The 19554-nt window shown below is 68.0% G+C and carries 17 protein-coding genes; 7 read left to right on the top strand and 10 right to left on the bottom strand.

Going from position 1 to position 19554, the window contains the following annotated elements; translation table 11 throughout:
* Window positions 1-74: 74 nt before the first annotated feature.
* Complete coding sequence (locus ACSC1W_RS08440) at window positions 75-1394, bottom strand: hypothetical protein (protein ID WP_435346593.1); 1320 nt, start codon at window positions 1392-1394, stop codon at window positions 75-77.
* 140 nt (window positions 1395-1534) lie between these two features.
* Window positions 1535-2287: an SIR2 family NAD-dependent protein deacylase gene (locus ACSC1W_RS08435; RefSeq protein ID WP_435346591.1), complete on the bottom strand. Its 753-nt coding sequence runs from the start codon at window positions 2285-2287 to the stop codon at window positions 1535-1537.
* Between the two features lie 159 nt (window positions 2288-2446).
* On the opposite strand from ACSC1W_RS08435, the gene ACSC1W_RS08430 reads away from it, so the two are divergent.
* Together ACSC1W_RS08430 and ACSC1W_RS08425 are read left to right on the top strand one after the other, a co-directional pair.
* Window positions 2447-3061: a translation initiation factor IF-2 subunit beta gene (locus tag ACSC1W_RS08430; RefSeq protein WP_435346590.1), complete on the top strand. Its 615-nt coding sequence runs from the start codon at window positions 2447-2449 to the stop codon at window positions 3059-3061.
* Window positions 3062-3168: 107 nt separating this feature from the next.
* Window positions 3169-3867 (top strand): SDR family NAD(P)-dependent oxidoreductase, encoded by a 699-nt coding sequence (locus tag ACSC1W_RS08425; RefSeq protein WP_435346588.1) that lies wholly within the window; start codon window positions 3169-3171, stop codon window positions 3865-3867.
* Window positions 3868-3885: 18 nt separating this feature from the next.
* Here the strand turns inward: ACSC1W_RS08425 and ACSC1W_RS08420 are convergent, their stop codons facing one another.
* Window positions 3886-5082, bottom strand: coding sequence for a thiolase family protein (locus tag ACSC1W_RS08420; RefSeq protein ID WP_435346586.1), 1197 nt, complete (start codon window positions 5080-5082; stop codon window positions 3886-3888).
* A gap of 425 nt (window positions 5083-5507) precedes the next feature.
* On the opposite strand from ACSC1W_RS08420, the gene ACSC1W_RS08415 reads away from it, so the two are divergent.
* Window positions 5508-6296, top strand: a complete 789-nt coding sequence (locus tag ACSC1W_RS08415; RefSeq protein ID WP_435346584.1) for a hypothetical protein — start codon at window positions 5508-5510, stop codon at window positions 6294-6296.
* A 453-nt stretch (window positions 6297-6749) separates the two neighbouring features.
* Here the strand turns inward: ACSC1W_RS08415 and ACSC1W_RS08410 are convergent, their stop codons facing one another.
* The 7 genes from ACSC1W_RS08410 to ACSC1W_RS08380 all read right to left on the bottom strand — a co-directional run bounded on the left by ACSC1W_RS08410 (window position 6750) and on the right by ACSC1W_RS08380 (window position 14277).
* Complete coding sequence (locus ACSC1W_RS08410; protein WP_435346582.1) at window positions 6750-8084, bottom strand: hypothetical protein; 1335 nt, start codon at window positions 8082-8084, stop codon at window positions 6750-6752.
* Window positions 8085-8204: 120 nt separating this feature from the next.
* Window positions 8205-8600: a universal stress protein gene (locus tag ACSC1W_RS08405; protein ID WP_435346580.1), complete on the bottom strand. Its 396-nt coding sequence runs from the start codon at window positions 8598-8600 to the stop codon at window positions 8205-8207.
* 110 nt (window positions 8601-8710) lie between these two features.
* Window positions 8711-10489 (bottom strand): cation:proton antiporter, encoded by a 1779-nt coding sequence (locus tag ACSC1W_RS08400; RefSeq protein WP_435346578.1) that lies wholly within the window; start codon window positions 10487-10489, stop codon window positions 8711-8713.
* A 234-nt stretch (window positions 10490-10723) separates the two neighbouring features.
* On the bottom strand, window positions 10724-11344 hold the full coding sequence (locus tag ACSC1W_RS08395; protein WP_435346576.1) for a VOC family protein: 621 nt from the start codon (window positions 11342-11344) through the stop codon (window positions 10724-10726).
* Between the two features lie 94 nt (window positions 11345-11438).
* A complete protein-coding gene (locus ACSC1W_RS08390) occupies window positions 11439-12869 on the bottom strand; it encodes a hypothetical protein (protein WP_435346575.1) in 1431 nt (476 codons plus the stop codon).
* Complete coding sequence (locus ACSC1W_RS08385; protein WP_435346574.1) at window positions 12862-13617, bottom strand: ABC transporter ATP-binding protein; 756 nt, start codon at window positions 13615-13617, stop codon at window positions 12862-12864. The genes ACSC1W_RS08390 and ACSC1W_RS08385 overlap by 8 nt, the downstream gene beginning before the upstream one ends.
* A 72-nt stretch (window positions 13618-13689) precedes the next feature.
* A complete protein-coding gene (locus tag ACSC1W_RS08380) occupies window positions 13690-14277 on the bottom strand; it encodes a DUF7344 domain-containing protein (RefSeq protein WP_435346572.1) in 588 nt (195 codons plus the stop codon).
* A gap of 344 nt (window positions 14278-14621) precedes the next feature.
* Between ACSC1W_RS08380 and ACSC1W_RS08375 the strand changes: the two genes are divergently transcribed.
* Genes ACSC1W_RS08375 through mutS form a run of 4 tightly spaced genes read left to right on the top strand, consistent with a single transcriptional unit; the run spans window position 14622 to window position 19432 of the window.
* Window positions 14622-15023, top strand: a complete 402-nt coding sequence (locus ACSC1W_RS08375) for a universal stress protein (protein ID WP_435346570.1) — start codon at window positions 14622-14624, stop codon at window positions 15021-15023.
* Between the two features lie 4 nt (window positions 15024-15027).
* Window positions 15028-16047: a sodium:calcium antiporter gene (locus ACSC1W_RS08370; RefSeq protein WP_435346568.1), complete on the top strand. Its 1020-nt coding sequence runs from the start codon at window positions 15028-15030 to the stop codon at window positions 16045-16047.
* A 42-nt stretch (window positions 16048-16089) separates the two neighbouring features.
* A complete protein-coding gene (locus tag ACSC1W_RS08365; RefSeq protein ID WP_435346566.1) occupies window positions 16090-16653 on the top strand; it encodes an SRPBCC family protein in 564 nt (187 codons plus the stop codon).
* A gap of 40 nt (window positions 16654-16693) precedes the next feature.
* Window positions 16694-19432 (top strand): DNA mismatch repair protein MutS, encoded by a 2739-nt coding sequence (gene mutS / locus ACSC1W_RS08360; RefSeq protein WP_435346564.1) that lies wholly within the window; start codon window positions 16694-16696, stop codon window positions 19430-19432.
* The last annotated feature ends 122 nt before the right edge of the window (window positions 19433-19554 follow it).

The following is a 19554-nucleotide window of genomic DNA, read 5'->3' as shown; positions in this document are numbered from 1 at the left end:
GGGACGCTCCCGACCCGTTGACCGACCGGACGGGAGACGAATCGAGTCGGAACCGCACGGACAGACCCGGCCGCTCACTCGTACTCGTTCGGGGTGAACCCGAGGAGATGGACCCACGAGGACTCGGACCGCCAGACCAGCGAGAGCGTCGGCTCTGATCCGAGTTCTGCCACGTCGACCGTGACCGAGGCCCCACGTTCGACCGTCTCGTACTCGTCGGCGAACTGCGTCTCGATGGGGTCGTCCATGGAGGTTTCGAGGCCGAGCCTGCTGGCGGCGACCGGCTGGCCGCCGTCGTGTCGAATCGTCACGGTCCGGTCGGTCGCGTCGTACGCGACCCCCCAGGTCACGACCGGGCGGGTGGGCGCGTCCCAGTCCAGCGCCTCGGCGGCGTAGCCCTCGTACGACGTACGCTCGTCCAGTCGGACGAGCGACTGACGGGTCTCGACGTCCCGTTGCTCGGCGTGCTCCCGTAGCAGCGACTGGTCGCGGAGTTCGTCCGTCAGTTCGTCCGCACGCTCGCCCCGTCGGTCGTCGTCCGGGTCGAACGGGAGGACCAACGACACGTAGTACCCCTCGTCGTCGAGGGAGACGATGGTCGCCGAACCGGTGGATGCCGCGAACCGGGTCGGCTCCGACGACTGGTAGGGGACGACGAAGGCGTACGCCGGCGCTCCGACGGCCTCGACGAGTCGCCCGCAGGTGTCGTCGGTCTCGGGGTACCGGTCGACGGCCCCGCGCTTCGCATCGACGACCGTCTCGACGACATCGCGTGCGGATGCCCTGGTGCTGGTGTCGGAGACGACCGCGTCCGCGCCCACCGCGACGACGCCGGCGGTCGAGTCGGAGCCACCGACGACCTCGACCGATTTCTCGTAGATGTCGTACCCGTGGTACCGGCCGACCGGGTCGAACCGGCTCGCTTCGAGGGTCTCGCATACGTCGGCCGCGTCGAACCCGCCTTCGACGACGACGCTGAAACCGAACCCCGTCACGCACGTCACCTCGTCGGGGAACAGGCCGAGATAGAACCGAAACCAGCGCGTCCTGTCGAAGGTCGTGCAGAGTCGGCCCCCGTCCACCGGAAACCGGTCGGCGTGGTCCCGGAACGCGTCGAACGAGACGTACGAGATGGCGTAGTCCTCACGGGACGTGGGAAGGGCCGCCGGTGCGGGGAGCCACTCGACGTACGTCGGCTCGCCGTCCGTCGGTGGGTCGACGGCCGTCAACTCGGCATCGCGTGCGACGTCCGTGGTCCGGGGGACGCCGAGCGTGCCGTCGATCCCCCGCCTGTCGTCGTCGAGCAGCCCGGAACAGCCGGCGAGGCCGACGAGTCCGGCGGTTCCGAGGCCGCCGCCGGCCGTCCGCAGGAACGTTCGTCTGGAGGGACACATCGTGCTGATGGGGTCGGTGCCAGTGGCTAATCGTTCTATCGGTGCTCTGACGGAATCGGCGTGCGTGTAGGACTGCAGGCGGGGGCGACCGGAGGACGGACCGGGGGCAACCGACGCGGCCGATTGCCCACCGACGTCGGCTACTGCACGTCGAGCACGGCGTCTGCGACCGCCGGCAGGACCTCCTCGACCGGTTCGTGGACGACGTGGTCGGCCCGGTCGTCGTAGGTGGTCTCGTCGAGGTTCACGACGACCAGCGTCGCGCCGGCGCGGAGCGCCGTCCGGGGCAGCGAGGCGACCGGTTCGACCGTCAGCGACGAGCCTGCGGCGACGAACACGTCGGCCGATTCGGCGCGCTCGCGCGCTCGCTGGAGCGCGGCCACGGGCAACCGCTCGCCGAACAGCACGGTGTCGGGTTTCAGCGCGCCGCCGCAGTCGCAGCGAAGGGGCGTCTCGCCGTTCTGGACGCGTTCGCGGGCCTGTTCGACGGGTATCGACGCGCCACAGTCCTGGCAGGTGGCCTCGGTGCCCGTCCCGTGGAGGTGGACGACGGCGTCCGACCCGGCCGCGACGTGGAGGCCGTCGACGTTCTGGGTCAACAGCGCGTCGAGGTGCCCGGCCGATTCCAGCCGTGCGAGCGCGTCGTGTGCCGGGTTGGGCATCACCGACTCCTCGAAGAAGTGGTCGTGGAGGGAGAGCCAGTCCCGCCAGAAGTCCTCCGGACGGGCGTGGAACCGGCGGATGGTGAACGCGGACTCGTCGAACTCGTCCCAGAGACCGCCCTCGCTCCGGAAGTCGGGTATCCCCGACGCAGTCGAGAGTCCCGCCCCGGTGAGCGCGACCACCTCCTCGGCGGCTTCGACTCGCTCCGAGATCGCCTCGACGTCGTTCATGGGGGGCGAACGGTCTCCACCGGGGAAAACCGTGCGGTCGAACCCCGTGTTATACGTTGGCATCTGCCTCTACTCGGCCGTCGATAGGAGCGCTCTCCGGCGATTTTCGACCGGTCACGGTTTCCGAACATTGAAACGTCGCGGTCCCCTCCTCCGTGTATGGAATACGACGCTCTTCTCGACCGAGCCCACGACGAACTACCCGAACGACCACAGGACGCAGGGAGCCGGCTCTCGATTCCCGACCCGGCCGGCGAGACCGACGGGGCGTTCACACGCCTGACGAACCTGGAGGCCATCGCCGACGCGCTCTCGCGTGACCCCCGTCACCTCCACCGGACCATCCAGCGGGAACTCGGCACGAACGGCCAGTTCGACGGCTCTCGTGCCCGGTACAACGGTTCGTTCTCGGTCGCCGACTTCGACGAGGCCATCCAGCGGTACGTCGACGAGTACGTCACCTGTGGCGAGTGCGGCCTGCCGGACACCAACCTCGTCACCGAGGACGGCGTCGACATGCTCCGCTGTGAGGCGTGTGGTGCCTTCCAGCCGGTCTCGAAGAGCAAGAGCACCTCCAGTGCGACCGCCAACCCCGACGAGGTCGAGGAGGGGCGCACCTACGAGGTCAAGATAACCGGTACCGGTCGCAAGGGCGACGGCGTCGCGGAGAAGGGCAAGTACACCATCTTCGTCCCCGGCGCACAGGAGGGCGACGTGGTCCAGATATACATCAAGAACATCAGCGGGACCCTCGCGTTCGCCCGACTCGCCTGAACCTCGGTCGTGGCTGGTGTCGCCCGGACTGACGGGTGACGCTCCCGTTCTCGCACGATAGCAGTCGCAAGCACGGTTATTTTCCACGCGAACCGCTACCTGCACGTATGGACGTCGACGTGTACGACAGCCTCGACGGGCAGGTCGCGCTGGTGACGGGCGCGAACCGCGGCATCGGTTCCGAGATAGCGTCGGCGCTGGCGTCGAGGGGCGCGACGGTCTACGCCGGGACGCGCGACTCGACCGCCGTGACGGCACCGGACCTGCGGCCCGTCGAACTCGACGTGACCGACGACGAGTCGATGCGCGACGCCGTCGGACGCGTCGACAGGGAGACCGGTCGCCTCGACGTGCTCGTGAACAACGCCGGCGTCGGCGGCCCGACCGGGCCACTCCACGAGAACGACGTCGGGGATATAGACGCCGTCTTCGACGTGAACCTCCGGGGGCCGGTCGTACTGAGCCGGTTCGCACTCCCGCTCCTCCTGAAGCGACGTGGCGGACGCGTCGTCAACGTCTCCTCCGGGATGGGTGCGCTGACCGGTGGGATGGGCGGCGGCCACGGTCCGTATCGCATCTCGAAGACGGGACTGAACGGCCTGACGGCGTACCTGCACGGGGAGTACCGGAGCGACGGCTTGCTCGCGAACAGCGCCTGTCCCGGGTGGGTCCGGACCGACATGGGGTCCGAGGCCGCACCGAAGAGTCCCGAAGAAGGTGCCGACACGCCCGTCTGGCTGGCGTCGTTCGAACCCGGGAGCCCCGCCGGACGGTTCTGGCGGGACCGCGACCCGGTCGAGTGGTGACGTCCCGGCCGAGGCCCGTTACTCGCGCTCCAGCAACGTCGCGATGCCCTGCCCGAACCCGATGCACATGGTCGAGAGCGCGGTCTGTGCGCCGGTCCGTTCCAGTTCGTGGACGAGTTTCGTCACGAGCGCCGCCCCCGTCGCGCCGAGGGGGTGACCGTGAGCGATGGCACCGCCGTTGACGTTCGTGCGCTCCCACGGCGCGCCCGTCTCCTCGAGCCAGGCGGCGACCACGCTCGCGAACGCCTCGTTCACCTCGAACAGGTCCACGTCGTCCACAGACATGTCCTCGGCGTCGAGCAGGCGCTCGGTCGCCGGAATCGGACCGGTCAGCATCATCACCGGGTCGACGCCGACGACCTCCGTCTGGACGATGCGGGCCATCGGTTCCCAGCCCCGTTCCTCGGCGACGTCACGCGAGCAGACCAGCAGTGCGGACGCACCGTCGACGATGCCCGAGGCGTTCCCGGGGTGGACGACGCCGTCGCCCTCCTCGCGGAACGAGAGCGGGAGTCCGGCCAGGGTGTCGAGGTCGGTCTCCGGTCGGGCGTGGCCGTCCCGGTCGACCGTCGTCGGTTCGCCGTCGAGTTCCGTCTCGACGGGGACGACCTGCGAGTCGTACCGGCCGGCCTCCCACGCGTCGCCCCAGCGTCGCTGCGAGTCGACGGCTATCTCGTCGAGGTCCTCGCGGGTGAACCCCCACGTCTCGGCGATCCGTTCCGCGGACTCGCCCTGACCGACGAGTTCGTCGTACTGCTCGAAGTACGACTCGGCCATCGACCCCGCGTCGCTCCCCATCGGTTCTCGCGTCATGTGTTCGACGCCGCCCGCGACGACGACGTCCTGGAACCCGGAGACGACCTGTCCGGCGGCGAAGTTCACCGCCTGCTGGCCGGAGCCACACATCCGGTTCAACTGGACGCCGGGCGGTCCCTGTCGACTCTCCCACGACGCACCGGGACCGGCGTCGGGGTCTATCCCGCCACCCCACCCGGCGACCAGCGGTGCGATTCGCGCGATGTTCGACCCCTGGTCGCCCTTCGGGGTGACACATCCGTACACGACGTCGTCGACCACGCCCGGGTCGAAGCCGACCCGTTCTTCGAGCGCCCGGAGCGGTTCTGCCGCGAGTTCCTGTGGGTGCGTGTCGCGGAACGCGCCGTCTCGCTTGCCGAACGGCGTCCGGACCGCGTCGACGATGACTGCCTCTCTCATCGGTAGAAACTATACCACGATTTACTTGTTTCTTTCGGCGTGGTCCGTGACGCGGCGTGGTTGACGCCTTCCAGAAATACGGCTGACTACTGGACGGTGTCCACTTATAAGGGATGCAACTGGACGATAGAAAAATTTAAGATGCATGTATGCGAACGTCGACGTGTATGACCCGTAGCCTCGTCGTGCGGAACGAAGCGCGAACCGGTGGCGACCACCGGTACGCCGCTCACGGAGACGAAGCGTCGACCTCGGCGACGGGTACGCCGCTTTCTCGCTGACGAGTATCCCGGCCGCCGGCTTCCGGGAGGGAGTCGGCAGCGCGTGGTCCCTACGAGCGACCGGACGGGAGTCCTCGCTCCGTCGGCCTGCGCGTGGGCGCATCGACGTTCGACCGACCAGTCACGAACACAGCCCACGTACCCATGACCGAGTTCACCTTCGCGGTAGACGCAGAGAGCACGCCGTACAACCTCGCCTTCGTCGTCGACGACCGGAGTCACCTCTACGACTCGTTCGACGTCGACCCCTCGTTCGACGACGGCGTCGACGACGCAGAAACAGAGGTCGCGGACGCGCCGCCGGACTACAGCGCTCGACGAGCCGCCATCGTCGAGTTCTACGGGCACCGCTGTGGCCGGTGCAGTGCAGAGATCGGCACCGGTTGCGACGAGGCAGGGGTCGCCTACCTCTACCAGTTGACGACGGGTCGAGAGGACGCCGACGTCGACGGGTGGGCGCTCCGCAACCTCGTCGCCGTCTGCGAGCCCTGCTACGACCTGCTGGACGCCGACTCCCCGGACCGTATCGGTTCCTTCGGGGACGATTACCGGCGCGCGCCGCAGTTCCCGGCCTGGACCGGCGACCCGCGCGTCGCCGTCGAGCGACTCCCGCTGTCGGGCAAGGAGGTGTGGCTCCGCGACCGACTCGCCGAGCGCGTCGACGTCGACGACCGACCGACGGACGACGTGAACGAGGCCGCCGCACGCCACGCGTGTCTCGCTCGCTCGACGCCCGCCGCGGTGGCGGTCGCACTCGGCGAGTGCTTCGTCCGGGACGAACTCGGGTCGCTCTCGACGACGAACCGTCGGCTCTCCACCCGCTGGGAGTCGGTGCCGCCCCAGAAGCGCCAGCGGTACGAACGTCGTGCCGTCGATGCCGAGACCGTCGTCGGCGGCGGTTTCGAACCGTGCGTGGATTTACGGACGGCATAACGGTCCCCGCTGCCCTCGGCTCTCCACCCGCCTCGCCGCACCCGCCCGCGAATCGGCAGCTCCCAGGTGTTACGGTAGCGCCCTGCTTCCCGTCGCGCCGTCGGTCGTGCCCGTCGTCACGGGACCGGCCAGCAACTGATGGGTCGAACTCCCGGTCTCGCTCGGCCGGTCACCGGGTTCGGCCCGTCGAACCGGCATTATAGAGTGAATAACTAACCACCTGTCGACTGATTACTCACGTGTGGGTTGCCCGACCCACGGTTGGGGGAGTCTACCACAGGTCGAGCGTGGTCTTGCCCAGACCGCAAGCCGTCGACGCTGACGATTCGCGCATCGCCCACGTCGTCACGATCGTCTGCCATCCACCCACGGTACGTCGACGGTCCGCTCGATTACCCGACAGCACGTCGCCGACGCCGGTCAGCCCCCACCTGACCGGGCGTCTCGGATTCTTTACCCGAGGTACCACCAGCCCACGAGCACCAGCGCTCCGACCGCGAACGCGCCGCCACCGAGCTCTGGGCCGTACATCTCTCCCAGATACGCGCTCGACAGCACCGTAGCACCCCCTAGTCCGAGCAGCGTGATTCGTCCGAGGCCTCGTCTGAACCGGCTCTCGATGACCGCCTTCACGTCCTCGTTCGTCACGTACGTCTGCTTGAGTTCGGTCTTCAGGCCACGGAGGTCCTTCTCGCTGGCGGTCCGGTCGTGGAGGGCGTCGATACGCGTCGCCAGTCGGTCGGTCGCCGACTCCAGTTCCTCGGCCTCGACGGACCGGTCCTCGAGTGCGGCCACCCGGTCGGACAGGTCCGACACGGTCTCCTGGAGTTCCTCCAGTTCGCGCTTCCTCGCGCGCGCGTCGACACGCTCGTCGAGTTCCGTCACCGTCGAGGCGTCGGCCTTCCGCTCGTCGAGTTCCTTGGCGGCCGTGGTGAGACGCTCGACGTTCGAGGCCGACGCCACGTCACTCCCGAGTTCCTCCACCCGGGCCGAGACCGTCTTCAGGTCGTCCACGTTCGCCTTCCTGCTCCGCAGTTCGGCGACCGCCTTGACGAGCGCGTCGATCCGGTCGAGGTCGGCCTTGGCGGACTCGACGTTCGAGAGGAGCCGTTCGAGGTCTTCGGAGTCGGTGGACTTCGACCCCCCCGACGTTCCACCGGACGGATTCGGTTCGTCGAGGTCCAGCGTCATCGGGTCCTCCTCGTCGTCCGACCCACCGTCGCTGCTCCCGCCTCCAGCCGTCCCGGCGGAAGCTGTCGTCGTCGCACCGTCAGCCGCTGTTTCTTTGTCGTCCGACGACCTGTCGAAGGACTCTTCTATCGGACCGAGGTCCATCGACTGCTCCCACGACGCCCCGGAGTCCGTCTCTATCTCGGCGTCGTCACCTGTCGACGTCACGACCTCGAGCGCCGGTTCGGTCTGGAACGCGTCCGTGTCGCCGAGGTCGGACGTCCGGATGCCGTACACCGTCGCTATCTGTTCGCCCGGGTCGAGCAAACATCGGAACTCGACGCCGTCGCTGGTCTTTCGCCACTGGTCGCCGGCGTAGTCGGCGTGGAAGCCGACGTCGGACAGCGACAGGCTCTCCGGGACGGTGTCCCTGAGCACGACCTTCACCTCGTCGTCGGCCGACGACGCCAGTTCGTACCGGACGACCGGGAGTGACGAGTCCACGTCTCGCACTGCCTTCCGGACCTCCACGCCGTCGTTCGAGACGGCGACGTACCCGACGCCATCCGCGGCCGTCTCGTCCCCGCTCCGCATCGCACGCGACCGATGCCCTGACATAATTTTTAAACCAGACCCTATTCATTTTATTCTGTCGGTAGTCCGGTAAGCCAGATTACATTATTCCGGGCTCTGGTCGGGTGACGTCTGCGAAGAAAAAGTTCGGCGTCGGCGGACCGTCTATTCCGTCGGTGGTGCGACGAGCACCGGGCGCTCCGCGTCGAGGATGACGCCCTGTGCGACAGACCCGAACAGCGCCTTGCCGGCGGGCGACCGCTTGCGACCGCTGACGCAGATGCAGTCGGCGTCCATCTCCGTCGCCTGGTCGATTATCTCCGTGGCGGCGTCCCCGCTCGATTCGGCCATGTCCGTCTCGATGCCGGCCTCCTCGAGCACGTCTTTCACCTCTCGGACGGTGGCGACCTGCGATACGGAGGCCCCCTCTGGGTTGTCGCTGAACACGTGGAATATCGTGACCCTGACCGCGCTCGGTGCTTCCGGAAGGTCTGCGACGGCCTCTGCCTGTGAGTGTGCACGTTCCTCGTCGGAATCGACTGCGAGCAGTACCTCGTACATACGACTGGCTACTCAGGTGGACGGCTTATCTTTGGGGGGTGATTCTCGGGTTGCGAGACGACCTGCCCGGATGGCGGCCACGGTGCGGGGAACGGCCCCCGTGCAGCCCCCTACTCCTCCTCTTCGTCTTCTGGTTCTCGGTCGGAACCCCGGAGTCCGAACTCCTCGGCCTCCTGGCGCCAGAACTCGGCGTACCCCTCCTCGTCCGGGTCGCGCGTGACCGTCGACTGGCCCTCGTGGACCCGGTCGAGTTTCAGCGTGACCTCCCGGGAGAGTCGTTCGGCGACGTCGGTGCTGAGCAGTCCGTCCAGTTCGGCGGTCTTGATGGCACTCTGCTCCCGTTTGAGCACCTGACGCTCCCCGACCAGCTGCTGTCGGTCCCGTATCTCCGGATGCATCTCGAGCAGGTCGCCGATGGCGCTGCCCAGTTCCTCCTTCTCGGCCTGGTACTCCGACTCGAACCGCTCGTAGACGGAGGTGGGGATGCGGCCCTGCTGCTGCAGTTCCTCGGCCGCCTCCAGGGCCGCGTCGACGGCCCGTGCGCGCCCGGTGAGGAGCTGGTACAACTCGTCGGCGTCGCTCGTGGTGATGATGCCCAGTCGCTGGATGAGCGGCTTCATCGTCAGCCCCTGCACGACGAGGCTGAACGCGGCGATGCCGAAGACCACCACCCGTAGCTGTTCCGTCGTCACGCTCCCGTACTGGAGCAGCGGACTCGCATCGCCCCCCGGGATACCGAGGACCAGTGCGATCGGGATGGAGGCGTGGAGTCCGCCCCAGACGATGACGTGCTGGTAGGGAACGGAGACGTTCTTCCTGGGGAGGAAGACGTTGAGCGCGTTGGTGAGGGCGTACACCGGGATAGCGCGTCCGACCAGTACCAGCAGTATCGCCGGCACGAGCAGTCCCATGTTCGCGACGATCTGGTCGAGTGGCGTCCGCGCGCCGATGACGACGAAGATGAACGTGTTGACGATGAACGCGGCCGTCTCCCACGTGTCGAAGACGGACATCTTCGTCTGGGGGCTCATCGCCTCCTTGGCGCCACGATTCCCGATGAACAGGCCGGCGACGACCGTCGCGATGACGCCCGAGAACGGGAACCCGATCAGTTGCTCGACGTAGTGTTCCGCGAGGATGAAGCTCCCGTAGGCGAGGATGAACGTCAGCACTATCTCGGTCATGTGCTCGTCGATGTCGCGCATCACGCTGTACACGGCGTACGCCGCCAGGAATCCGACCAGCGCGCCGCCGATGCTGGAGAACGCGATGTCTACGATCAACGTCGCCAGTCCGTCCAGGGTGAGCAGTTCCTCGATGTTCGCGCCCTCCTGGACCAGTTCGTACAGCGCGACGAAGATGACGACGGCGACGCCGTCGTTCAGCAGACTCTCGCCCTCGACCAGCACGGAGAGTCGTTCGGGCGCACCGATGTCCTCGAACAGCGCGAGCACCGAGACGGGGTCCGTCGGGAGCACGATGGTCGCAAAGAGCAGTCCGATGATGAGCGGGAACCCGAGCAGAACGTTGGACGCGACGCCGACGAGGAGGATGGAGAGGATGAGACCGAAGACGGCCAGCGTCGCGATGATGGGGAAGTTGAGCCTGAACTCGTCGAGGTCGGTCGTCGCCGCACCCTCGAACAGCAACGGCGGCAGGAGCACGAGCAGGATGATGTCGTGCGACAGCGGGATGTCGTTCAGCGCCTGCTGGGCCGACAGTCCCTCTCCGCCCGACAGCGAGACGACGATGGAGACCAGAAAGCCAGCGAACAGGAGCGCGATGGTGTAAGGAAAGCGACCGACCTTCGCGACGAAGACGCCGACGCCGCCGGCGACGATGAAGACGGCGAGCAGGTCGATGAGGCTGGCGGTGATGCTACCGCTCACGTCGCCATCACTCCGTTCGTGGAAGGCCGGACGCTATCGAGTCGTCTCATGTCTGGACTGTTCCGGCAACCCCACCGTAAGCGTTCGGATACGGTCCGTGGACGCGACACTCGGCAACAGTTGCTGGGCGGATAGCTTTCATAAACCCTCCCACCGTCGGTCGGACCGGGCTTCACGAGCTGGCGCGCGTGGGGCCTCCACTTCCATCCGATTCCGTCCGTCCACATCGACCCGTCAGTCGACGTCACCGACACCGGTTTCCGCGTCGGGCAGGTCGTGTGCCTCGACCTCGATGCCGAGTTCCTCGAGCGCCGCCTCCAGGTGTTCGTCCTTCGCGTACCGGGCGCCAGCCTCCTCGCGGATGCGCTGGGTCGTCGCCAGGACCTCGCCCCGGCGCTCGTCGGGTATCTCGTACTTGTCCGTCGCGAGTTCGATGACGAGGCCGTTGTTGTCGGTCGTGTACAGCGAGTGGAAGATGCCCCGGTCGAAGACGTTGTACCCCCTGCCGTCGGCCTCGATGGCCTCGACGACCTCCTCGAAGCGGTCGGGGGCCACCTTGAACGAGAGGTGGTGGACGGCACCGACGCCGGTGCGCTGGGGACCCGGGTTGGACTGGCGCTCGTCGTTCACGAAGAACGTCAGGATGCGACCGTCTCCGGTGTCGAAGAACAGGTGCGTCTGCGACGGGTCGTCCAGGTTCGGTTGGCGGAGCACCAGTGGCATGCCGAGCAGGTCGCGGTAGAACGCGACCGTGTCCGCCTCGTTGCTCCCGATGAGGGTGACGTGGTCCGTTCCGGTCGTCTGGACCGGGCTGTCCGGGCGTTCCGCGGTGACGGGTATCTCGTCGCCTGCCATGTGAAGAGCTAGCGCTTCGACACGAATATAGCTGCCCCAGCGGGACGGGGTCGCGGTTCGTCGACGGGTGGTCCGTCCGACGGGAGACGGCGGCTCAGGTCCGGTAGTGGCGCTCCCACCTCGGGATGGAGCGCCGGTAGAGTCCGAACCCGACCGCTCCCGCGACGACGCCGACGCCGCCGAGGGCCACCAGGAGCGTCGGCGAGACCGGTGCGAGGACGAGTCCGACCACGAGGACGGGCACCAGGACCACCGCGACTGCCAGCCCGAACCCGGCGAACAGGAGCGTATCGAAGAGGAACTCGTTGGGGTCGAAGCCGGCGAGCGAGACGGTGACGCCGAACAGGTAGCACTCCAGGCCCAGCAGGAGGACGAGGCCGACGACGGCCTCCGCGGGTCGCGCCCCGCGCCAGGCCAGGGCGAGCAGGAAGTAGCCGACGCCCGTCGGGAGCGCGAGGACGGCGAACGCCCGGAACTTCGCCCGGACGACGTCTGCGACGGAGACCGGATAGTGCTGGTACTCGGATACGTCGTCGAACTGCGTCGCCCAGTTGTACGTCGTGAACGCCGAGAGCCCGAGAATCGCCCCGAACGAGACTCCCGTCGACGGCTGGACGCCGGTGATGATCCCCGCGAGGTCGATGAGGAACGCCGAGACGGCAAAGAGCACGCCCCCCGAGAACAGCACCTTCACGAACCCGCCGCTGGAGCGATGGACGTCGAGCAGGCTCTTGACCGTCAGGCCGTCCGGGTCGAACGGGAGCACGGCTTGCCAGCGCTGGAACGTCCGACCGCCGGTCCGGGCGGGTTTCACGTAGGTGGTGTCGTAGACGGCGACGCCGAGGCCGAGGAGCACCGGAATCGGGACGAGCGCGACCACGAACTCCGCGAGGGTGCCGCCGTCGAACAGTCCGTAGGGGGTGAACCGGACGACGTCGACGCCGCCGGTGTAGGCGAGTCCGACCGCGGCCGCGAGGCCGACCAGGAGTGCCCGCCCGGACACGCCACGGGTCGACAGTCCGATGGCGGCGAACGTGACGCTCACGCCGAGCAGGAACGAGGCCGTCGTCGTCGCCCACGCCGTCGGGAGGTCGAGCCACGTCAGGTCGCCGCCGGTGACCACCGCCGGGGCGAACCCGACGGAGAGCGGGAGCAGGAACAGCAGGGCGTAGTAGACGGCGTCCTTGACGAGGAAGATGCCGAGGAGTTTGCGCTGGGATATCGGGAGCGTCCGTGCGCTGAAGACGACCATCGTCACGTCTCCGAGGACGTCGCGCATCGCGTCGCGGCCGACGAACCCGACCGAACCGGTGTGGAGGCCGAAGAAGAACGCGAGTGCGTGGACGCCGGCGACGATGGAGTGCATGGCCGTCCCGGTGGTCGTCAACAGGGAGACCGTTCCGGCGGTGATGCACGCGACGAAGGCGGGGAACGCGCCGAAGCGCACGCCGCCGAACAGTTCGCTGTGGAGGCGCCACTCCTCGCGGACCATCTCGACGAACAGCCGTCGGTCCAGACTAGTCATCGCTCACGGCGGCCTCCGGTTCGGTCCAGTCGTCGCCGTCGTCGACGTTCGCGACGAACGTGTCCAGCAGCGTCTCGCCCGCGCCGAGGTCGGCGGGCCGGCTGTCAGCGATGAGGCGGCCCTCGTAGACGATGCCGACGCGGGTGCAGATGTCCTCGGCGACCTCGATGTGGTGCGTCGAGACGACGACCGTGTTCCCCCGTTCGCGGTAGGAGACGAGGAAGCGCTTCATGCGCTCCTGGACGATGGGGTCGAGGTTCGCCAGCGGTTCGTCGATGAACACGACCTCCGGTTCGTGCAGGAACGCCTGCGTTATCATCACCTTCTGTTGCTGGCCCCGGGAGAGGTCGGTGCTGAGCGTGTCGAGTTTGTCGGCGTACGAGAGGCGCCGCGCCCACGTCTCGACCGCCTCGTCGAGGACTCGCTGGTCGACGTCGCGGACGGTGGCGACGAAGTCGAAGTACTCCCGTGGCGTCATGAAACTCGGCGGCGACTCCTGTTCGGGGAGGATGCCGACGTGGCGCCGGGTCTCGACCGGGTCCGAGACCGGGTCGTGGCCCAGCACCTCTGCGGTGCCGGAGTCGGGCGTCAGTTGTCCCGTCAGGATACCGATGGTCGTCGTCTTGCCGGCCCCGTTCGGCCCGAGCACTCCGAACAGTTCGCCCGAGTCCACGTCGAGCGTCAGGTCCGCCAGCGCCGTGACGTCGCCGTACGTCTTTCGTAGGTTCTCGGTTCGAATCGCACTCATCGGACGTCCGTCACATCGAAGCAGGCCACCAAGACCGTTCCCCCCGGTGACGTTGCTTTCCGGTACCGTCGTTCAGTCGGTCTGCCGACCCCGCAGACTGGCGCTGAGTCGGGCGAGCGGTCTCGTCCCGGTCGTCCACTGGACGACCAGGGAACCCACCATCGCGGCCGCGAACACGACCGCGAGCAGGGTCGGGCCGACGGCGTTCAGCACCGGAACTCCCAGTCCGGCGCCGATGACGGCGGTCATCGCGGCGAGTCCGAGCAAGAGATAGTGCTGGGACCACGGCAGGCCGGTCCCGCTCATGACGGTCGTGTAGGGTATCAGCTCCCGCGCCCGGTCGGTGAGCGTGACCGTCTTCGTGGCCGACTCGTACTCGACGACGGCGAGGTCGTCGAGTTTCGGCAGGTGCGTCTGGTGCAACGACGCGTAGACGCTATCCCTGATGTTCCGAGGCGGTGGAGACTCCCCGGTCTCCACGCTGGCGATCCACTCCGAGAGGTCGCGGAGCGTCGACTCGCCACCCTGCTGTCGGAGGTGCTTGAGCACCAGCCGACGTCGCTCGTTGCTGAGTATCGAATGGATCTCCCCCTCGTCCAGTCTGTTCGTTCTATGACTGGTTGCGTTACTACTCCGTAGCGAAGGCGTACTTAACGACACGTGAACTCTCCCCCAGCGTTCGAGAGACCGCCCTCCCCTATAGCTCTACTCCTTGGATGGCCAACACGTTTATATACGCACCTGGAATCCACGAGGGCCCAGCAATCGGTCGTTATACACGCGTCGCTGCGAACTAACGGCTCCTTAGCTTTATGTCCGACAGCTATCACCGGGCGCGGTCGGACCGTGTCGAATCGGCGGTCACGTCGTGAACTCCTCGACCCTGCCGACGGTACCGTCTCTGTGCACTCGGGAGTCCGGTCCGTCGGGTACGCGTCAGGTGCGGGCACGGGACTGCCCCGAATCACGCAACAGTTAACAGTCGTGCAACCTGTTCCTCCGACATGCACGTACTCGCACCTGTCGACGGGTCCCCGTGCAGTCTGCACGCGCTGGAGTTCGCCGTCGAACTCACGGAGCGGTTCGACGGGACCCTCGACGTGGTCCACGTCGGCGACCCGGACGCCGAGGCGACCGAACAGTTGCTCGAGACGGCACGCGAGGTCTGTGCGGGTCACGACGTCGACGCGACCTTCGAAGCAGTCGCGGAGACCGACAGCCAGGAGTCCCGACTCCGCTACGCCTCGAAGGTCGGCGCGCAACTGCTCGCCATCGCCGACGAGCGAGACGTGGACCACATCGTCATGGGGACCCACGGCCGCGAGGGCGTCGACGAGTACATCCTCGGGAGCGCCGCGAAGGCGGTGCTCAAGTCGAACGCCTACCCGGTCACGATACTCCCCTGACCACATGACAGGCATCGCGTTACTGCTCGGGGTGGCGGTCGTCGGTACCGCCGTCGTCTGGGCCGGGTCGACCTGGCTCGAACGGGCCAGCAGTCGCATCGGCGCCTACTACGGCCTCCCGCCGGTCGTGCAGGGCGCCATCGTCGCCGCCGTCGGGTCGAGCTTCCCCGAACTGTCGAGCGTCGTCGTCTCGACGCTCGTCCACCAGGAGTTCGAACTCGGCGTCGCCGCCATCGTCGGGTCGGCCGTGTTCAACATCCTCATCATCCCCGCCATCGCGGGCATCTACGGCGAGGACGGACTCACGGCGAACCGCGACCTCGTCTACAAGGAGGCGCAGTTCTACATGCTCGCCGTCGCCGTCCTCTTTCTCACGTTCTCGTTCGCGGTCATCTACAACCCGGTCGAGACGGGCGCAGTCCTCACCGGGTCGATGACCCGGTCGCTCGCACTCATCCCCATCGCGCTCTACGGACTCTACGTCTTCAACCAGTACCAGGACACGAACGACTACGACGGCGACGACCCGCCGTCGGACGTCGCCATCGCCCGGGAGTGGCTGACGCTGCTCGCCGGACTCGCCGTCATCCTCGTGGGCGTGGAACTGCTCGTCACCAGCGCCATCGAACTCGGCGACGCGCTGGGGACGCCGTCGTTCGTCTGGGGACTGACCATCGTCGCGGCCGGGACCAGCCTCCCGGACACCGTCGTGAGCGTCCAGGCCGCCCGTGGCGGCCGCGACTCGACGAGCGTGGCCAACGTCTTCGGGAGCAACGTGTTCGACCTGCTCGTCGCCATCCCCGTCGGCATCCTCATCGGCGGGGCGACCCAGATAAACTTCTCGCGGGCCGCCCCGATGATGGGCTTTCTCGTGCTCGCCACCGTCGTCCTCTTCACAGTCATGCGGACCGAGATGCACCTCTCCACGCTCGAATCCGGACTCCTGTTCGGGCTGTACGTGCTGTTCGTCGTCTGGCTCGTCCTCGAAGAAGTGGGCGTCACGTCCCTCGTCAAGGGAGGGTGAACCGGGGGGAGTTTCAATACCGGTCGGGGCGAACGCGACCCCGTGGACGCGCTCGAACTCTCGGCGGTCGTGTACGCACCCCGTGACGAAGCGTTCGAGTTCCTGCTGGACGTCGCCAACTACGGGCGGTACTCGGAGTACGTCGCCGACGTGACACAGCGTGGGGACGGGTCGGTCGGGACGCGGTTCGACATCACGCTCCAGTGGTGGACGCTCTCGTACACGCTCCGGACGGCGGTCACCGACCTCGACCGACCGAACCGCATCGACTGGCGAGTCCCCGACGACGTCCGGGCCCACGGCTACTGGGCCGTCGAGGAGGTGGACGCGGGGGACAGTGCCAGTTCGGCGGCCGGCGATTCGGGGGTCGCCTCCGACGGCGGCCCCGCCTCCCGCATCCGTCTCCGGGTGGAGTTCGACCGGGACCGGTCGTCGGCCCGCGGCCTCCAGTTGCCACCGCTGGTCTCGACGGACTGGCTCCTCCGACGGGTCAAGCCTGTGGCGAAACGCGAGGCGAAGCAGGTGCTCTCGCGGGCGGTCGCCGACCTCGAAGGCCAGCGCCGGCCGGTCGAACTGGCGGTTCACGTCCGACCGACGACGCTCTGAGACCGGTCCTTTCTTGCGACTCGACCGCCTCGCGTCGTGCATGAACGGAGCGCTCGGACCGCCGGAGAAGATGGCCGAGCAGGCCGACGAGTTGACGCCGATGATGCGCCAGTACTTCGAGTTGACCGGGCGCTACGACGACGCGCTCGTGCTCTTCCAGGTCGGCGACTTCTACGAGACGTTCTGTGCGGCCGCCGAGGCCACCTCTCGCATCTGCGAGGTCACGCTGACCAAGCGCGAGGACTCGACGGGGCGCTACCCGATGGCCGGCGTCCCCATCGACAACGCCGAATCGTACGTCGAGACGCTGCTGGACGCGGGCTATCGCGTCGCCATCGCGGACCAGGTGCAGGAACCCGAGGACGCCAGCGGGGTCGTCGACCGGGCCGTGACCCGGGTCGTCACGCCGGGGACGCTGACCGAGGACGAACTGCTCGCGTCGCCGGACAACAACTTCGTCGCCTGCCTCACGCGGGGCGCCGACTCCGACGACGACCCCGGGACCGGGGGCGCGTACGGGTTCGCGGTGCTCGACGTCTCGACCGGCGACTTCTACGCCACTGCGCCGGGTTCGCCCGCCGCCGTCGCCGACGAGGTCGGCCGGTTCGACCCGGCCGAGGCCATCGTCGGCCCCGAGGTGACGACGGACGTCTTCCCGACTGACTGCATGGTCTCGCCGTTCGACCGGACCGCCTTCGAGGTCGGGGCCGCCGCCGAGAAGGTGGGGGAGTACTTCGGCGACCCGGAGGCCCTGCTGGCCGACGACGCCGAGGTCCGCGCCTGTGGCGCGCTGCTGGCCTACGCCGAGTACGCACGTGGCGGGGCCGGCGTCCCAGCGACCGACGGAGACGAGGCGACTGCCCCGGACGCTGGCCCCGACGCGGAGTCCGGTCACCTGGACTACCTCAACCACCTCACGAGGTACGACCCCCGTGAGTACATGGTGCTGGACCCGACCGCACTGGCCAGCCTCGAACTGTTCGAGCGACGGTCGGTCCGCGGCGTCCAGGGGGCCACCCTCGCCGACGTCCTCGACGAGACGGCCTGTGCGATGGGCCGACGGACCCTGACCGACTGGCTGCGACGACCGCTCGTCGACGCGGACCGCATCGCCGGCCGTCACGAGGCCGTCGGCGAACTCGTCCGCGACCCGATCGCCCGCGAACGCCTCCACGAACTCCTGCGCGACGTGTACGACGTGGAACGACTCATCACGCGCGTCTCCCGCGGCCGGGCCAACGCACGCGACCTCCGGTCGCTGAAGGACACGCTCGACGTGGTCCCCGAACTCGAGGAGACGATGGCCGACCTCGAGACGGACCGGCTGGTCGACCTGCGCGAAGGCCTGGACGACCTCGCCGACGTGCGCGACCTCGTGGGTCGCGCCATCCGCGAGGAACCGCCGATAGAGGTGACCGAGGGAGACGTCATCGAAGCGGGGTACGACGAGACGCTGGACGACCTCCGCGAGACCGAACGCTCCGGCAAGGCGTGGATCGACGACCTGGAGGCGGCCGAGCGCGAGCGCACCGGGATCGACTCGCTCAAGGTCGGGCACAACCAAGTCCACGGCTACTACATCGAGGTGACGAACCCGAACCTCGACCGGGTGCCCGACGACTACCAGCGTCGACAGACGCTCAAGAACTCCGAACGGTACTACACGCCCGAACTCAAGGACCGCGAGGACGAGATATTCCGGGCCGAACAGCGCGCCGACGACCTGGAGTACGAACTGTTCCGCGAGGTACGCGAGACCGTCGCCGCCGAGACGGAGCGCGTCCAGGCACTCGCCGACCGGGTCGCCGCGCTCGACGTGTTCGTCTCCTTCGCCACGGTCGCCGCCCAGTACGACTACAGTCGGCCGACGTTCTCCGAGACGGGCATCGACGTCGCGGCCGGCCGCCACCCCGTCGTCGAGCGGACGCAGGAGTCGTTCGTGCCGAACGACGCGTCGTTCGACCGCGACGAGTTCCTCGCGGTCGTCACCGGCCCCAACATGTCCGGGAAGTCGACGTACATGCGCCAGGTGGCCTGCATCTGCATCATGGCGCAGGCGGGCAGTTTCGTCCCGGCGGCCTCGGCCGACCTCCGCATCCTCGACCGCGTGTTCACCCGCGTCGGCGCGAGCGACGACATCGCGGGCGGGCAGTCGACGTTCATGGTCGAGATGACCGAACTCGCCGACATCCTCCGGGACGCCACCGAGGACTCGCTGGTCCTGCTCGACGAGGTCGGTCGGGGGACGTCGACGGCGGACGGCCTCGCCATCGCCCGTGCCGTCACCGAGTACGTCCACGACGAGCTACGGGCGACGACGCTCTTTGCGACGCACCACCACGAACTCACCGAGACCGCACGGACCCTCGACGGCGCGTTCAACCTCCACTTCTCGGCGACCAAGACCGACGACGAGGTCCGGTTCCAGCACGAGGTCGGTCGCGGCCCGGCGACCGCGTCCTACGGCGTCGAGGTGGCCCGGGCCGCCGGCGTCCCGGCCTCGGTCCTCGCCCGGTCGCGGGAACTGCTCGCCGAGGCGACGGACGGCCGGTACGGGTCCGACGTGTGGGACGGGACCGACGAACCGCCGACCGATGCGGGAGCGCCCGCAGAGAGGGCCGGCGGCGTCACCGACGGCGGCGAAGCGTCCGACGGGGGGACTGGAGGCGACCTGCCACCAGACGTGGTCGACCGCCTCCGCGAGGTCAACGTGGCGGCGACGACGCCGATGCAGGCACTCCAGTTGCTCGACGAGTTGAGTCAGCGAGTGTCCGAGTGACTGTCGTCGCAGCGAGTGGCGGCACGTTCCCGTTCGAGAACACGGTCGCACGTCTCAGATTGCTGCTGGACGCACCGGCGTCGGTGGTCGACCGCTCCGACGTCGACCGCGACGGAGACGCC

Source organism: Haloarchaeobius marinus (assembly GCF_051207415.1).
Taxonomy (GTDB): domain Archaea; phylum Halobacteriota; class Halobacteria; order Halobacteriales; family Natrialbaceae; genus Haloarchaeobius.
Note: the sequence above shows the minus strand (reverse complement) of the source record. Positions and strands in the feature narration are given on the sequence as shown.

Coding starts and splice junctions, on each gene's coding strand:
- ACSC1W_RS08440 (WP_435346593.1), bottom strand. CDS start 1,394: ATGTGTCCCTCCAGACGAACGTTCCTGCGGACGGCCGGCGGCGGCCTC.
- ACSC1W_RS08435 (WP_435346591.1), bottom strand. CDS start 2,287: ATGAACGACGTCGAGGCGATCTCGGAGCGAGTCGAAGCCGCCGAGGAG.
- ACSC1W_RS08430 (WP_435346590.1), top strand. CDS start 2,447: ATGGAATACGACGCTCTTCTCGACCGAGCCCACGACGAACTACCCGAA.
- ACSC1W_RS08425 (WP_435346588.1), top strand. CDS start 3,169: ATGGACGTCGACGTGTACGACAGCCTCGACGGGCAGGTCGCGCTGGTG.
- ACSC1W_RS08420 (WP_435346586.1), bottom strand. CDS start 5,082: ATGAGAGAGGCAGTCATCGTCGACGCGGTCCGGACGCCGTTCGGCAAG.
- ACSC1W_RS08415 (WP_435346584.1), top strand. CDS start 5,508: ATGACCGAGTTCACCTTCGCGGTAGACGCAGAGAGCACGCCGTACAAC.
- ACSC1W_RS08410 (WP_435346582.1), bottom strand. CDS start 8,084: ATGTCAGGGCATCGGTCGCGTGCGATGCGGAGCGGGGACGAGACGGCC.
- ACSC1W_RS08405 (WP_435346580.1), bottom strand. CDS start 8,600: ATGTACGAGGTACTGCTCGCAGTCGATTCCGACGAGGAACGTGCACAC.
- ACSC1W_RS08395 (WP_435346576.1), bottom strand. CDS start 11,344: ATGGCAGGCGACGAGATACCCGTCACCGCGGAACGCCCGGACAGCCCG.
- ACSC1W_RS08390 (WP_435346575.1), bottom strand. CDS start 12,869: ATGACTAGTCTGGACCGACGGCTGTTCGTCGAGATGGTCCGCGAGGAG.
- ACSC1W_RS08385 (WP_435346574.1), bottom strand. CDS start 13,617: ATGAGTGCGATTCGAACCGAGAACCTACGAAAGACGTACGGCGACGTC.
- ACSC1W_RS08375 (WP_435346570.1), top strand. CDS start 14,622: ATGCACGTACTCGCACCTGTCGACGGGTCCCCGTGCAGTCTGCACGCG.
- ACSC1W_RS08370 (WP_435346568.1), top strand. CDS start 15,028: ATGACAGGCATCGCGTTACTGCTCGGGGTGGCGGTCGTCGGTACCGCC.
- mutS (WP_435346564.1), top strand. CDS start 16,694: ATGAACGGAGCGCTCGGACCGCCGGAGAAGATGGCCGAGCAGGCCGAC.